The organism is Cellulosimicrobium sp. XJ-DQ-B-000 (assembly GCF_031119065.1).
Taxonomy (GTDB): domain Bacteria; phylum Actinomycetota; class Actinomycetes; order Actinomycetales; family Cellulomonadaceae; genus Cellulosimicrobium; species Cellulosimicrobium funkei.
The window spans coordinates 114,202-128,568 of record NZ_JAVHYN010000003.1; the positions used below are offsets into that span (position 1 = coordinate 114,202).

General features: G+C 75.8%; 13 protein-coding genes. 6 read left to right on the top strand and 7 right to left on the bottom strand.

Annotation, left to right across the window (positions count from 1 at the left end):
* Positions 1-34 precede the first annotated feature (34 nt).
* Together RDI86_RS06635 and RDI86_RS06640 are read left to right on the top strand one after the other, a co-directional pair.
* The gene (locus tag RDI86_RS06635) at positions 35-379 is read left to right on the top strand and encodes a DUF6191 domain-containing protein (RefSeq protein WP_009863042.1); all 345 of its coding nucleotides are present in this window, start codon (positions 35-37) and stop codon (positions 377-379) included.
* 54 nt (positions 380-433) lie between these two features.
* Positions 434-904: a hypothetical protein gene (locus RDI86_RS06640; RefSeq protein ID WP_308820992.1), complete on the top strand. Its 471-nt coding sequence runs from the start codon at positions 434-436 to the stop codon at positions 902-904.
* A gap of 77 nt (positions 905-981) precedes the next feature.
* Here the strand turns inward: RDI86_RS06640 and RDI86_RS06645 are convergent, their stop codons facing one another.
* The 4 genes from RDI86_RS06645 to RDI86_RS06660 all read right to left on the bottom strand — a co-directional run bounded on the left by RDI86_RS06645 (position 982) and on the right by RDI86_RS06660 (position 6,037).
* Positions 982-2,133 (bottom strand): PLP-dependent aspartate aminotransferase family protein, encoded by a 1,152-nt coding sequence (locus RDI86_RS06645; RefSeq protein WP_168944347.1) that lies wholly within the window; start codon positions 2,131-2,133, stop codon positions 982-984.
* Positions 2,134-2,287: 154 nt separating this feature from the next.
* Positions 2,288-3,472, bottom strand: a complete 1,185-nt coding sequence (locus RDI86_RS06650) for an acyl-CoA dehydrogenase family protein (protein WP_051028164.1) — start codon at positions 3,470-3,472, stop codon at positions 2,288-2,290.
* Positions 3,473-3,578: 106 nt separating this feature from the next.
* On the bottom strand, positions 3,579-4,610 hold the full coding sequence (locus RDI86_RS06655) for a hemolysin family protein (RefSeq protein WP_308820993.1): 1,032 nt from the start codon (positions 4,608-4,610) through the stop codon (positions 3,579-3,581).
* Positions 4,607-6,037, bottom strand: a complete 1,431-nt coding sequence (locus tag RDI86_RS06660) for a hemolysin family protein (protein WP_082774222.1) — start codon at positions 6,035-6,037, stop codon at positions 4,607-4,609. Before RDI86_RS06660 ends, RDI86_RS06655 begins: the two co-directional genes overlap by 4 nt.
* A 230-nt stretch (positions 6,038-6,267) precedes the next feature.
* Here RDI86_RS06660 and RDI86_RS06665 point away from each other — a divergent pair, with 230 nt between their 5' ends.
* Entirely contained in the window at positions 6,268-7,437 is a 1,170-nt protein-coding gene (locus RDI86_RS06665; protein WP_061266811.1) for a D-alanine--D-alanine ligase family protein, read from the top strand.
* A gap of 45 nt (positions 7,438-7,482) precedes the next feature.
* Here RDI86_RS06665 and RDI86_RS06670 read toward each other — a convergent pair whose 3' ends face one another.
* Entirely contained in the window at positions 7,483-8,034 is a 552-nt protein-coding gene (locus RDI86_RS06670) for a DUF3515 family protein (protein ID WP_232322537.1), read from the bottom strand.
* Positions 8,035-8,098: 64 nt separating this feature from the next.
* Between RDI86_RS06670 and RDI86_RS06675 the strand changes: the two genes are divergently transcribed.
* A complete protein-coding gene (locus tag RDI86_RS06675) occupies positions 8,099-9,091 on the top strand; it encodes a thiamine-phosphate kinase (RefSeq protein ID WP_308820994.1) in 993 nt (330 codons plus the stop codon).
* Between the two features lie 8 nt (positions 9,092-9,099).
* Here the strand turns inward: RDI86_RS06675 and RDI86_RS06680 are convergent, their stop codons facing one another.
* Together RDI86_RS06680 and rpmB are read right to left on the bottom strand one after the other, a co-directional pair.
* Entirely contained in the window at positions 9,100-9,615 is a 516-nt protein-coding gene (locus RDI86_RS06680) for a GNAT family N-acetyltransferase (protein WP_021483587.1), read from the bottom strand.
* A 147-nt stretch (positions 9,616-9,762) separates the two neighbouring features.
* Positions 9,763-9,954: a 50S ribosomal protein L28 gene (gene rpmB / locus RDI86_RS06685; RefSeq protein ID WP_024840757.1), complete on the bottom strand. Its 192-nt coding sequence runs from the start codon at positions 9,952-9,954 to the stop codon at positions 9,763-9,765.
* Between the two features lie 319 nt (positions 9,955-10,273).
* Here rpmB and RDI86_RS06690 point away from each other — a divergent pair, with 319 nt between their 5' ends.
* The gene (locus RDI86_RS06690) at positions 10,274-12,109 is read left to right on the top strand and encodes a DAK2 domain-containing protein (RefSeq protein WP_308820995.1); all 1,836 of its coding nucleotides are present in this window, start codon (positions 10,274-10,276) and stop codon (positions 12,107-12,109) included.
* On the top strand, positions 12,106-14,364 hold the full coding sequence (gene recG / locus RDI86_RS06695; protein ID WP_061266808.1) for an ATP-dependent DNA helicase RecG: 2,259 nt from the start codon (positions 12,106-12,108) through the stop codon (positions 14,362-14,364). Before RDI86_RS06690 ends, recG begins: the two co-directional genes overlap by 4 nt.
* Positions 14,365-14,367 lie beyond the last annotated feature (3 nt).

Genomic DNA, 14,367 nt, shown 5'->3' on the forward strand with positions numbered 1-14,367 from the left:
GTCCTGACGAGGTGGCTGCCGCTACCCTCGGGGGATGCTGCAGGGGATCGGTGGTGCGTCCTTCGCGGTCGCGCTCACGGGACTGGTCGTCGTGGGGATCGTCCGCTTCACCTCCGGTGCGGAGGCGCGTGCCCGGCGCTCCGAGGGCGCGGGCGAGAGCGCGTCGTCCGGCATGTTCGGCGAGATCGTCGAGATCTTCCAGCCGAGCCGGACGCACCTCACCGAGGAGAAGGAACGTCAGCGGCTCGACATCGTGCAGCGTCCGGCGGAGGGCCGACCGTTCGACGTCGACCTGGACGGCGGGGTCTTCTACGTCCCCCGGGAGCAGTCCCGCCGCGACTCCCCGGCACCTGACCCGACGCGGGCTAGGGTGCGGTGACCCACAGGTGGTGGTGCGCGGGCCGTGGCGGCCTGCGCGGAGAGGATCCAGGGCGTGCGTGACGAGCATCTGTTCGGTATCCGCCTGCACCCGGTGGCAGCGAGGACCGACCTCGACCCCGGGGCCCGCGAGATCGGCGTCGTCCACGACGGAGAGCTTCTGGTCGTGGAGCACGAGGACGGGTCGACCTGGGTGCGGGACGTCGCGACGGGCGACTCGTCCCCCCTCAACCGCGACCGCGCGGCGACCGAGGGGTTCCTGGAGGCGTTCGCGGAGTACCTGAGATCTGGGCAGCCTGCCCCCGGACCGACGACGATGACGGCCGAGCAGGCCGCGGAGCGTCTGCGTGCCTTCCGTGCGGGGGAGATCCGCCCGCCCTCCCGTCCGTCCGGGCGCAGGGCTCCCTCGCACCGGGCACGACTGCGGACGCTCCGCACGAGGCTGCGGGCCATCGACCGCGCCGCGACCGGGCCGGACTCCTGGTGGAGCGGTCCCCTCGAGGAGGCGGAGAACGACCTGCTCTGAGGGGTCGCAGCGTACGGTGCGGAGCCGGACCGACGCACCCGCCGCCGCGGCACCGCGCGGCCGGGCGGTGGCGCGCGTCAGCCGACCGCGCTGCGCAGCGCCCGGTCCAGGTCGCGCCAGAGGTCCTCGACGTCCTCGACGCCCACCGAGAGCCGCAGCAGGTCCTCCGGGACCGTGCGCGACTCGGTCGCGAACCGGCGTCGGCGCTCGAGGCTCGACTCGACGCCGCCGAGGCTCGTCGCGGGTACCCACAGCCGGACCGCCGCGACGACGGCGTCCGCGCCCGCGGCACCACCCCGCGGGCGCATCCCGAGGATCGAGCCGTACCCGGTCATGAGGCGCGTCGCGCGCTCGTGCCCCGGGTCGTCGGGCAGGCTCGGGTGCCGCACCTCGACGACGTCGGGGTGCTCGGCGAGCCGGCGCGCGAGCTCCGCCGCGTTCTGCTGGGACCGCTCGACGCGCAGGGCGAGCGTGCGCAGGCCGCGCAGCGCGAGCCACACCTCGAACGGCCCGGGGATCGAGCCGTGGAGCGTGCGGTAGGCACGCAGCGCGGCTGTGAGCTCCGGCGTGCGCGCGACGGCCGCCCCCAGCACGACGTCGGAGTGCCCGGCGAGGTACTTCGTCACCGAGTGCACGACGACGTCCGCGCCGTGCGCGAGGGGCTGCTGGCCGAGCGGGGTCGCGAACGTGTTGTCGACCGCGGACAGGACCCCGCGCTCGCGCGCCGCCGCGAGCAGGGCGGGCAGGTCGGCGACCTCGAGCATGGGGTTCGTCGGGGACTCGACGAGGAGGAGCGACGCGCCGTCGAGGGCCGCGACGACCTGGTCGGTGTCGGCGACGTCGACGCGCACGACCTCGACGCCGGCCCGTGCCGCGAGGTCGTCCGCGAAGCCGAGCGACACCTGATAGGCGTGGCGGGGCAGCACGACCTTCCCGCCCGCGGGCACGGCCGAGAACACCGCGGCGATCGCCGCCATCCCGGAGCCGAACACCACGCCGGGGTGCTCCGCGCCCTCGAGCGCGGCGAGCGCCTCCTCGAACGGGTGCCACGTCTCGGTGTCCATCCGCGTGTACAGGAGCTCGCCCGGCTGCTGGACGCCCTGCGACACGTACGTCGAGGACAGCACGATCGGGGGGTTCACGGGCGCGCCCTGCGACCGCTCGGGGCGTCCCGCGGCGACGGCGACGGTCGCGGGGGACAGGGCGTCGGAGGCGTGCGGGTCGGTCATGGCGGCAGCGTACGCCCGGCCGCCCGACGAGTGCCCCGGGCGACCACCCCCTGACCGAGCGACCAGGCGATCACGGTCGGCCGAGCAGGTCGTGCTGGTGCGTCGTGCGGCCGGGACGAGCCAGGACCACCTGCTCGGCGGCCGGTGGTCCGCGTCAGGGGAGGGGGCCCAGGAGCGACTGCGCGACGGTCGAGTGGGCGGACTCGTCGTCGGACGGGTGGAAGATCCCGGCGAGGACGTCGCGGTAGAGACGGCCGAGCTCGTTGCCGGCGAAGTAGCTCGAGCCGCCCGCGACCCGCACCATCTGGTCGACGACGGTCTTGGCCGTCTCCGTCGCGCGCACCTTGAGCCCTGCGGTCGCGCGGAACCAGCCCGCGCCGCGGTCGACGAGGGCGTCGAGCTCGGCCGCGACGGTGTCGATCTGCGGCCAGACGGCGTCGAGCGCGAGCGCGGCGTCGGCGAGGCGCCAGCGGACGTCCGGGTCCTCGGAGAGCGGCGCGCCGTCGTTCTTCATCGACGTCCGACGGCGGGCCGCGGCGACGCCGAGCTCGAGCGCACGGTCCGCGATGCCCGTGTACACCGACGCGAGCAGCGTCTCGAACGTCGTGAAGATCCCCACGACGAGGGGGTCCAGGGTCGGGCCTGGCGGCAGCCGCCGGACGACGTGCTCGACGGGGGCGAACGCGCCGTCGAGCACCGTGGAGCGCGACTGCGACGCGCGCATGCCCATCGTGTCCCAGTCGTCGAGCACCTGGACCCCGGCGTCGCGCGACACGAACGCGTGCACGAGGCGCGGGGCGTCGCGCGACTGGGTGTCGAGCCCCAGCACGCCGAGCCGCGTCCACGCGGGCGAGTTCGACGTGAAGATCTTGCGGCCGTGGAACGTGTACCCGCCCCGCTCGTCCGGGCGGGCCTCGGTGCGCGAGCCGAGCAGCACGAGGTCGTTGCCGCCCTCGGAGTACCCGAACCCGAAGACGCCCCCGCGGACGGCGTCCTCGAGCAGCCAGTCGAGCGACGCGTCGCCGCGCAGGTGGAGGTAGCGCGCGACGCCCGTCCACACGTGGTGCATGTTCACGGCGAGCGCCGTCGCGGGGGCGGCACCCGCGAGCCGCGCCTGCTCGTGCGCGACCTCGCGCAGGGTGAGGCCCGCGCCGCCGAACGACTCCGGCACGAGCGCGCGCAGGTACCCGGCCTCGGTGAGCGCCGCGAGGTCCTCGGTGAAGAACGCGTTGTCGCGGTCGTAGCCCGCGGCCCGGCCGCGGATCTGCTCCAGCAGCTCGTCGGAGAGCAGCGTGCGCGGCGTGGGGAACGGGGCGGGGGACGGGACGGGCGTGGGCATGGCCTGCCTTCGGTCTCGGGACGGACGGTGGAGGGGCGGACGGGGAAGGGCCCCGGCGACGTGCGTCGCCGGGGCCCCTCCACCGTACGGCGGCCGGCGGCCGCCGTCAGCCCACGAGGACGGGCACCGGATCCTCCGGGTGGGGGAGGATGCGGCGCAGGACGTCCGCGAGCGTCACGACGCCGACGAACCGCTCGCCGTCCATGACGACCGCGAGCTGCTCGCTCGACTCGCGCATGCGCGCGAGCGCGGCGTGCACCGTGGTGCCGGACTCCAGGACGAACCCGGGGCGCGCGAGCTCCTTGGCGAGCCGCTCGTCCGGCTCGAGGAGCGTGTCGCGCACGTGCACGACCTTCGGGACCACGCTCCCGTTCTGGACGAGGATGCGCAGGTGGCCCGAGCGGGCCGACGCGCGTCGCACGTCGGCCGCGGTCGCGTCGGCGGGGACCGACGTGGGCCGGCTCCCGGCCGGCACGAGCGCGTCGACCGTGAGGGTCTCGAGCTCGATCACGCCCGAGATCTGCGCCCGGTACGACGCCTCGAGCGCGCCGACGTTCGCCGAGTGCTCGACCAGGTGCCGCAGGGTCGCGGCGTCCTGCCCGCCACCCTCGACGTTCTCCACCGGCTGGACGCCCACGGCCCGCACGCAGCGGTTCGCGAGCTCGTTGAGCCAGCGCAGGAGCGGGCGGAACGCCCACATGAACCCGCGCATCGGCAGCGCGAGGAGCGTGGCAGACCGCTCGGGGTGGGCGATGGCCCACGACTTCGGTGCCATCTCGCCGACGACGAGGTGCAGGAACGTCACGACGATCAGCGCGAGCACGAAGCCCGCGACGTCGGCGGCCCACAGGGGCGCGCCCCACGTCTCGAAGACGGGCGTGAGCCAGTGGTGGACGGCGGGCTTGGTGATGGCACCGAGCGCGAGCGTGCACGCGGTGATGCCGAGCTGGGCGCCGGCCATGAGGAGCGTGAGCTCGTTCGAGCTGCGCAGCGCGGCGCGCGCGGCGCGGCTCGTGGGCGCGGCGTCCTCGAGGCGGTGCCTCTTGGCACCGAGGAGCGCGAACTCCACGGCGACGAAGAACGCGCTGAGCGCGATGATCGCGACGGTCGCCGTGACGACGACCCAGGGGTTGCTCATCGGGTCTCCTCCGCGGCGTCGGTCGGGTGCGCTGCCTCGCGCGCGGTCGGGTGCCCGACGACGTCGACGGGTACGTCGCCACGCCGCTCGACGAGCCGGACGCGCACGAGACGCGGCACGTGCCGCTCGACCGACAGGACGTCGACGAGGAGGGCGCGGTGCACCGGCTCGTCGTGCACGAGGTCGGCCGGGTCGTCCGGGAGCGGGACCTCGATCTGGTCGCCCGCGCGCGGCAGGGCACCGTGCTGGGCGATGAGGAGCCCCGAGACCGTCTCGTGGTCGCCGCGGGGCAGGTCGTGCCCGAGGGCGCGCTCCGCCTCGTCGACGTGGACGTCGCCGCCCATGACCCACACGCCGTCCTCCTCGGCCGTGACCGTGGCGGGCTGCTCGGGGTCGTGCTCGTCGGTGATCTCGCCGACGAGCTCCTCGGCGAGGTCCTCGACGGTCAGCACGCCGGTGAAGCCGCCGTACTCGTCGATGACGCACGCGAGCTGGTTGCGCGTGGAGTTGAGCTGCGCGAGGGCGTCCGGGAGCGTCATGGCCGTCGGCAGCACCACGGCCTGGCGCATGAGCGCCGTGACGGGGGCGTCCGCGGGCAGGTCGGTCGCGAGGACGTCGGCGAGCTGGACGACGCCGAGCGGCTGGTCCGTGTCGTCGACCACCGGGTAGCGCGTGTGGGCGCGGGCCATGAGCTCGCGCACCTCGGCGACGGTCGCCTCGGGCCGGACGGTCCCCACGCGCGAGCGCGGGATCATCGCGTGCTCGACGTCGCGCTGCGGGAAGTCCAGCACGCGGTCGAGGAGCACGGACAGCTCGTCGGTCAGGTTCCCGCTCTCGCGCGAGTCGGCCACGATGTGCTCGAGGTCGCGCGCGGTCGCGGTGTTGTCGACGTCGTGGACGGGCTCGATCCTGAGCATCCGCAGCAGCGCGTTGGACGCCTTGTCGAACACCGCGATGAGCCAGCCGAACACCGTGAGGTACGCCGACGTCGAGCGCGCCAGACCCTTCGCGAGCGGCTCGGGCCGCGCGATGGCGAGGTTCTTGGGGAACAGCTCGCCGAAGAGCATCTGGATGATCGTCGACAGCACGAGCGCCAGGACGGTGCCCACCGCGACCCCGACACCCGTCGGGACGCCGACGCCGCCGAGCATGGTGCCGAGCGACTGCCCGATGAGGGGCTCGGCCACGTAGCCGACGAGCAGGCCCGTCACCGTGATGCCGAGCTGCGCGCCGGACAGGACGAAGGAGGTGCGCCGGGTCACGGCGAGCGCGCGCCGGGCCGACTCGTCGCCGGCCTCCGCTTTGGCCCCCAGCCGGGAGCGGTCGACGGTCATGTAGGCGAACTCCTGCGCGACGAAGTAGGCCGTCGCCGCCGTGATCGCGAGGACCACGAGGAGCCCGAGGAGGAGGGAGAGGAAGGTCGTCATCGTGCCCGCACCGCCCTGCGGTCGACGGGGACGCGTGGGTGCGTCCGCTCGCTGCCGGGGCCGGTGCGGCCGGGACTATGGTCGGGGTCGTCGGCCGCGGGGGCCTCGAGAGTCGTGTCTTCCACGGCACTCCCAACGCCGGAGACTCCCGGATCGTTCCCGGGATCTCGCCGAGATCTCGCACCGGCGCGCGTCCGCGCGCGAGCAGGCGTCCGGTAGGGTCGTCGGCGATGTCCAGCCAGAGCCCCGACCGGTCCGTGCCGTCCACCGACGAGCACCCCACCGGCGCCCCCCGCAAGCCCCGCGTCCTCGTGCTGTTCGGCGGGCGCTCGGGCGAGCACGCCATCTCCGCCGCGACCGCCGCGGGCGTCCTGCGCGCCATCGACCGGTCGCGCTACGACGTCGTCCCCGTCGGGATCACGCCGTCGGGCGAGTGGGTCCTCGCGGCCGACGAGCCGTCGCGCTGGGAGATCACGGCAGGCCGGCTGCCGCAGGTCGAGCCGACGGGCGAGGAGGTCATCCTCCCGCTGTCGACCGGGCGCCGGGACCTGCGCGTGCTCACGCCCGGCGAGGTGCCGCGCGTGCTCGGCGAGGTGGACGTCGTCTTCCCGCTCCTGCACGGCCCCTACGGCGAGGACGGCACCCTCCAGGGCATGCTCGAGCTCTCCGACGTGCGCTACGTGGGCGCGGGCGTCCTCGCCTCGGCGGTCGGCATGGACAAGCACTTCATGAAGCTCGTGCTCGCGGGCGAGGGCCTGCCGATCGCGCCGTACACCGTCGTCAAGCCGGGAGCGTTCGAGCGCGACCCGGAGACGGTGACGCAGGCGGTGGCCGCGCTCGGCCTGCCCGTCTTCGTCAAGCCCGCGCGCGCCGGGTCGAGCCTTGGCATCTCCAAGGTCGACGACCTCGCGGACCTGCCCGCGGCGATCGCGGCAGCGCAGGAGCACGACCCGAAGGTCGTCGTCGAGGCGGGCGTCGTCGGTCGCGAGATCGAGTGCGCCGTCCTCGGCGGGCGCGGGGGAGCGCGGCCGCGCGCGTCCCTGCCGGGGGAGATCGTCGTCACGGGCGAGCAGCACGACTTCTACGACTTCGAGGCCAAGTACCTCGACGAGGCCGGGGTCGAGCTGTCGTGCCCGGCGGACCTCCCGGAGCACCTCGTCGAGCGCGTGCGCGAGATCGCCGTGCGCACGTTCGAGGCGGTCGGCGCGGAGGGCCTCTCGCGCGTCGACGTGTTCGTCACGCCCGACGAGCGGGTCGTCGTCAACGAGATCAACACCATGCCGGGCTTCACGCCGTTCTCGATGTACCCGCGCATGTGGGAGAAGTCGGGGCTCAGCTACCCCGACCTCATCGACGAGCTCGTCGCGCTCGCGCTCGAGCGGCCCACCGGCCTGCGCTGACCGCGCGGGCGGCGGGCCGGAGGCAGGCCCGGGACGGGCAGCGGCTCAGCCGACGTCGCCCACCCCGACGCACGCGCGCGTCTGCGGGACCTCCATGACGGCGCGGCCCAGGTCCGCGATGAACGACGTCGAGTGCCCCTCCGTCACGGCGGGCGGGACGACGACCTGCACCGCGGGGTCGCGCCCGTAGGTGGTGAACGTCCACGTGCCCTCGTCCTCGACGACGAGCCAGTCGACGCTGCCCCCCTCGGACACGACGCTCTGGCACGCCGTCGTCGTGGGCCCGGGCACCTCGACGCCGCACCGCAGCGTCACCGCGGCGCCCGGCTCGCCCCAGGCGGCCGTGGCCTGGCTCGTCGTGCCGACCTTCGGCAGGTCCTCGCCCAGCGAGTCGGGCAGCGCGAGCACGACGTCCGCGCACAGCGGGTTCTGGGCGTCGTCCGCCACGGGGACGCCGATGCGCGGCGCGCACGCGGCGGTCGCGGCCACGACGCCCAGGAGCGCGGGGACGGCCAGGGCGCGGACGAGCCGGCGCCGGGACGGCCGGGACGATCCCGGACGGGCGGAGGGGGAGCGGGGAGGGACGACGTCGAGCACGCGACCACCGTAGCGGCCCGCGACGGGTGCCCGTGACCGCCCGGGCGGCGACTAGGGTGGCCGCGTGAGCGAGACGCCCCTGCTGGTCCGCGACGTGCCCGAGGAGGCGCTCCTCGCCCGGATCTTCCCCCTGCTGCCCACGGCCCCCTCGACGCTCGTCGGGCCGGGGGACGACTGCGCGGTCGTCGCCGCGCCCGACGGCCGCTACGTCGTGTCCACCGACGTCCTCGTCGAGGACCGGCACTTCCGCCGGCGCTGGTCGACGGGCTACGACGTCGGCCGGCGCGCCGCCGTGCAGAACCTCGCCGACGTCGTGTCCATGGGCGCGCGCCCCGCGGCGCTCGTCGTGTCGCTCGTCATGCCGGGCGACCTGCCGGTCGACTGGGTCACCGGGTTCGCGCGCGGGCTGGCCGACGCGTGCGCCCCGCTCGGTGCCGCGGTCGTGGGCGGCGACCTGTCCGGAGGGGACCAGGTCGTGGTCGCCGTGACCGTCCACGGGGATCTGGAGGGACGCGAGCCGGTGCTGCGGGGCGGGGCCCGGGCGGGCGACGTCGTCGCGCTCGCGGGGACGCTCGGTCGGTCCGCCGCGGGCCTGGCGCTGCTCGACGCCGGTCGCGCGGACGTCGACGACGCGCTCGTCGCCGCCTACCTGCGTCCCGACCCGCCGCTCGCCGCGGGCCCGGTCGCGGCCGACGCCGGGGCCACGGCGATGATGGACGTCTCGGACGGTCTGCTGCGGGACGCGGGTCGGGTCGCGCGGGCGAGCGGCGTCGTCGTCGACCTGGAGCCGGGCGCGCTCGACGCCGACCGCGCCCGGCTGCGGGACGCGGGCACCGCGCTCGCGGGCGAGGACGACGGGGTGGAGCTCGTCGACGGGTGGGTCCTGTCCGGGGGAGAGGACCACGGTCTGCTCGCCACGTTCCCCGCGGCGGCGCCGCTCCCGGCCGGGTTCCGGCGGCTCGGCACGGTGCGTCCCGCGGGCGACGACGGCCCGGGCGTGCGCCTGGACGGCGCGGTGCCGCGCCGGTCGTCGGGGTGGGACCACTTCCGCGCCTGAGCGGGGGGTCAGCTCCGGCGGTAGCGGACGGCGGTGAGGTCCTTGCCGCCGATGTCGTCGCGGCGCTCGACCCCGTCCGGGCTGAACCCGTGCCGACGGTAGAACCGGCGCGCACGCTCGGCGTCCTCGAGGACCCAGAGCGTGACGGTGGTGCCGGGGCCCACCTCGCCGAGCATGGTGCGCATGAGGTCGCGCGCGACACCGCGGCCCCAGGACTCGGGGTCGAGGTAGATGGCGTAGATCTCGAGGTCCCCGGGCTCGGCGTCCTCGTCGCGACCCGGGCCGAGGGTGGCGAAGCCGATGGTGCGGCCGTCGGCGTCGGCGAGCCACGTGCGCGCCCCGGCGGTGCCGAGGCTCTGGACCCAGTGCTTCTCACGCTGGTCGTGGTCGAGGGAGGCGAGGTACTCGTCCGGCACGATGCCGGCGTACGCGCCGCGCCACGACGCGATGTGCACGGCCGCGATGGCGCGCGCGTCCGCGGGGCCGGCCGGGCGGATCGTTACCTCGCTCAGTTCCGTCACCATGAACAAAGACTGCCACCCGGGCGGGGATACACCAAGCCCGTTTGTCCGGATCCTCAGGAGGTCTTCGGAGCTCGGGCGTCCGGGGCCGCAGACGACGAGAGCGCCCGCCGGGGACCGGCGGGCGCTCTCGTGGAGGAGTCGCGCGACTCAGGCGGGGCGGGTGACCTTGCCGGCCTTGAGGCACGAGGTGCACACGTTGAGGCGCTTGGGCGTCCCCGCGACCACGGCGCGCACGCGCTGGATGTTCGGGTTCCAGCGGCGCTTCGTGCGGATGTGGGAGTGCGAGATGCTGTGCCCGAAGCCCGGGCCCTTGCCGCAGACGTCGCAGTTGGCAGCCACGGTTTCTCCTGATCGTCGTGCACGTCGCGCACGCAGCGGCGACGTCCTGAATGGTCTGTAGGGTGTCCGGCCCGGTGTCCCTCGGCGGCTCCTCGACGACGTCGAGGGCGCGCGAAGCACCCGGGCAACCTCGTCAGGGTAGCCGATCCGAGGCCCTCAGCTCAAACCGGGTCCGCGTCGCACGGATCACGTCGGACCCGGGGCGGCTCGCCACACGACCGGGGGCCGGGTTGACTACCGTGGTCCCGACGACCGCCGGGTCGTCCGACCCGCCGCGCGCGGCCGGGCCGTCCCCCAGCGTACGAGGAGCCGTCCCGACGTGAGCCCCGGAGCCGACGTGGTCGACGCCGCCGTCGTCGTCGCGTGGGGTCGTGGTGGTGTCCACGCCCTCGCCCAGGCGCGCGCGTCGCTCGACCGCGTGAACGTCTTCCCCGTGGCCGACGCGGACACCGGCACGAACATGTACCTCACGCTGCTCGACGCCGTGCGGGCGCTGCCCGCGGGCACGGCGGACACCGCGGGCTCAGCGGGCGGGGCGGGCGACGTCCTCGTGCGTCTCGCGCGCGGGGCGCTCGTCGGCGCGCGCGGCAACTCCGGCGTCATCCTCAGCGAGTACCTGCGCGGGCTCGCGCTCGAGCTCGCCGAGCACCGGACGGTCTCGGGGGCGGCGCTCGCCGTCGGCCTGGACCGCGCCGCGCGCACGGCCCGGGGCGCCGTCGCACGCCCGGCGCCGGGCACGATCCTCACCGCGGCGGACGCGGCGGCCCGCGCGGCCGCGGACGTGGTCACGGACGGCGACCCCTCGCCCGGTGCCGTCGCCGCGGCGGCGCGGGACGGCGCCCGCGCGGCGGCGCTGCGCAGCACCGACGAGCTCGACGCGCTGGCACGGGCACAGGTGCTCGACGCCGGGGCCCTCGGCCTCGTGCTCGTGCTCGGCGCGCTCGTCGCGGCGCTCGACGAGCGGACCGGCGGATCGGGCCGCACGCAGATCGACGAGCCGGGCCGCGGGCTCGTCGACGCGCGCCTCGACGAGCCCGGCGCGGTACCGGGGACCCCCGCGCCGGTCGTGTCGGAGGTGCTGGGCATGATGTCCGGCATGACGCCGGTCACCGGGTCGTCCCCGGGGGCGGCGTCGGGGACCGAGGCCGCGCACGAGGGGGGCGAGTTCGAGGTGATGTACGTGGTCGACCTGCCGGGCGGTGCCCTCCGCGACGCCGCGGGCGCGTCGACGGGACCGGGGGAGCGGCTGCGGTCCGACCTGTCCCGGATCGGGGACTCCGTCGTGGTCGTCGGCGGCGCGGGCGAGGACGGGTCGGGGCTCTGGCAGGCGCACGTCCACACCGACGACCCGATGGCCGCGGTCGTCGCCGGGCGGGCGGTGCTCGCCGACGCCCAGGGCCGCGCCTCGCGGGAGGGAGCAGGAGCGCTCGTCGCGCTGCGGCAGGTCCGCGTGCGCCACCTGCCGGGCGCGCACGGGCACGGTCACCGAGCGCAAGCGGGCGGCACCACGGCGGACCGTGCCCCGTCCGACGAGCCGGGGCTCGTCGCGGTGACCAGCGCACCAGGGCTCGTCGCGGACCTCGCGCGCGCGGGCGCCGTCGTGCTCCTGCGCGACGAGCCCGGTGCGCCCGACCTCGCGGCGCTGCACCGCGTCGCCGTCGACGCGCGCGCGGCGCACGTCGTGGTGCTGCCCGGCGGCGACCTCCCCGAGCAGGACGTCGCGACGCTCCGCGCAGCCCTGCGCGAGGACGGCGTCGAGTCGCTCGAGGTGCTCCCGGCCCCGACGGACCTGCACGTGACGGTCGCGCTCGCCGCCGCCCAGCTGGTCGACGGCCCCGGACGCGTGGACGCCGTGCGGTCCGCGCTCGCCACGGTGCGCACCTCCCGGGCGTCGGCGGCCGGGACGGACGGCCCCGAGGCCGCGCGCCGGCTCGTCGGGCTGCTGGAGAGCCTGCTCGAGCGTCCCGCCGAGGTCGTCACGGTCCTCGCGGACGACGACGTCCCCCTCCCGGCGCTCGACGCGCTCGCCCCCGCGGCCGCCCGGTCCGGGGCCGAGCTCGTGCTCCTGCGCTCGGGCCGGGACGGCGGCACCGTCGCGCTCGCCGTGGAGGGCGCCGTCGTCCACCACGGCACGGACGAGGCGGTGGGCGCATGACGGACCGGCTGGCCGAGCCGCTGACCCGCGCCGTCGGGACGCGCAGCGCGGGGCCGCTCGCGAAGCTCGGCCTCGAGACCGTGGGCGACCTGCTGCGCCACTACCCGCGCCGCTACGGTGATCCCGGCCGGCTCACGGACCTCGGCGGGCTCGCCCTCGGCGAGCACGTGACGATCGTCGCCCAGGTCCGCAGCGCGACCGTCCGGCGCATGCGCAACCGCGCGGGCGCCATCCTCGAGGCGATCGTGACGGACGGCCCGCAGCAGCTCTCCCTCACGTTCTTCGCCAAGAGCCCCAACGTGCTGCGCTACCACGAGCAGCGGCTCGCGCCGGGGCGGCACGGCCTGTTCACGGGCGTCGTCGGCCTCTACCGGGGCACGCGCCAGCTCACGCACCCCGACTACAAGATCATCGGCATGGACGACGACGCCGAGGACGCCGAGAGCGCCGTCCTCGAGGCGAGCAGGCCCATCCCCATCTACCCCGCGAGCGGGAGCATCCCGAGCTGGAAGATCCAGCCCGCCGTGCGGACCGTCCTCGACCCGCTGCGCGAGGAGGACGTCCCCGACCCGCTGCCCGACGCCGTCCGCGAGAGGCGCGGGCTCGGTACCCGGCTCGAGGCGCTGCGCGACGTCCACGAGCCGTACGACGAGAAGCAGTGGCGGCGCGGTCGCGACCGGCTGCGGTACGAGGAGGCGTTCGTCCTCCAGGCCGCGCTCGCGCAGCGGCGCGCGCGGGCCGCCGCCGAGCCCGCGACCGCCCGCCCGCCCCGGCCGGAGGGCGAGCCGGGCATCCTCGCGGACTTCGACGCGGCGCTGCCGTTCACGCTCACGCAGGGACAGCGCGAGGTGGGCCGGGAGATCGCCGCCGACCTCGCGCTCGCGCGCCCCATGCAGCGGCTCCTCCAGGGCGAGGTCGGCTCCGGCAAGACCGTCGTCGCGCTGCGCGCGATGCTCCAGGTGATCGACGCCGGCGGCCAGGCGGCGCTCCTCGCGCCCACCGAGGTGCTCGCCGCGCAGCACGCGCGGACCCTGCGGGCGCTCCTCGGGCCGCTCGCCGAGGGCGGGTTCCTCGGGGGCGGCGAGCACGGGACGCGCGTCGCGCTCCTCACCGGGTCGCTCGGTGCCGCCGCGCGCAAGGAGGCCCTGCTCGACGCCGCGAGCGGCGCGGCGGGGATCGTCGTGGGCACGCACGCGCTGCTCTCCGAGAACGTGCAGTTCGCCGACCTCGGGCTGGTGGTCGTCGACGAGCAGCACCGGTTCGGCGTCGAGCAGCGCGACGCGCTGCGAGCGAAGGCGCGCACCTCCCCGCACCTGCTGGTCATGACGGCGACGCCGATCCCGCGCACTGTCGCGATGACCGTGTTCGGTGACCTCGAGACGTCGTCGCTCACGGAGATCCCCGCCGGGCGGTCGGGCATCACGACGCACGTCGTGCCCGCCGGGAACCCCACCTGGATGGAGCGGACGTGGGCACGCGTGCGCGAGGAGGTCGACGCCGGGCACCGCGCGTACGTGGTGTGCGCCCGCATCCACCCGGACGAGCCGGACGCCGACGCGGGCGGGACGGGGGACGACGACTTCGACGACGTCCCGGACTTCCTGCTCGACCCCGAGGCGCCCGACGCCGTCGAGCGGCCGCCGCTGCGCGCCGTGCTGGAGGTCGCGGAGGAGCTGCGCGCCCACCCGCGGCTCGCCGGGCTGACGGTCGGCGTGCTGCACGGCCAGATGCCGCCTGCCGAGAAGGACGCCGTGATGGCCGACTTCGCGTCGGGAGCCGTCCAGGTGCTCGTCTCCACGACGGTCGTCGAGGTCGGCGTCGACGTCCCGGAGGCCACGGCGATGGTCGTGCTCGACGCGGACCGGTTCGGCATCTCCCAGCTCCACCAGCTCCGCGGACGCGTCGGCCGCGGGTCGGCCGCCGGGCTGTGCCTGCTCGTGTCGACCGCGCAGCCGGGCACGCCCGCCGCGACGCGCGTCGAGACGCTCGCGCGCACGACGGACGGGTTCGAGCTCGCCACCGTCGACCTCGAGCTGCGCAGCGAGGGCGACGTCCTGGGTGCCGCCCAGTCGGGGCGTGCGAGCTCCCTGCGGCTCCTGCGCGTCGTCAAGGACGCGGACGTCATCGAGACCGCGCGGGCGGACGCGGCAGAGGTCGTCGCGCAGGACCCGGACCTCGCGGACCACCCGGCGCTCGCCGCCGCGATCCGCGAGCAGCTCGACCCCGAGCGCGAGGAGTTCCTCGAGCGTGCGTGACGG

Bases quoted from the DNA above. Each gene is read 5' to 3' on its own strand.
- RDI86_RS06635 (WP_009863042.1), top strand. From the start codon at position 35: ATGCTGCAGGGGATCGGTGGTGCGTCCTTCGCGGTCGCGCTCACGGGA.
- RDI86_RS06645 (WP_168944347.1), bottom strand. From the start codon at position 2,133: ATGACCGACCCGCACGCCTCCGACGCCCTGTCCCCCGCGACCGTCGCC.
- RDI86_RS06650 (WP_051028164.1), bottom strand. From the start codon at position 3,472: ATGCCCACGCCCGTCCCGTCCCCCGCCCCGTTCCCCACGCCGCGCACG.
- RDI86_RS06655 (WP_308820993.1), bottom strand. From the start codon at position 4,610: ATGAGCAACCCCTGGGTCGTCGTCACGGCGACCGTCGCGATCATCGCG.
- RDI86_RS06660 (WP_082774222.1), bottom strand. From the start codon at position 6,037: ATGACGACCTTCCTCTCCCTCCTCCTCGGGCTCCTCGTGGTCCTCGCG.
- RDI86_RS06665 (WP_061266811.1), top strand. From the start codon at position 6,268: ATGTCCAGCCAGAGCCCCGACCGGTCCGTGCCGTCCACCGACGAGCAC.
- RDI86_RS06680 (WP_021483587.1), bottom strand. From the start codon at position 9,615: ATGGTGACGGAACTGAGCGAGGTAACGATCCGCCCGGCCGGCCCCGCG.
- recG (WP_061266808.1), top strand. From the start codon at position 12,106: ATGACGGACCGGCTGGCCGAGCCGCTGACCCGCGCCGTCGGGACGCGC.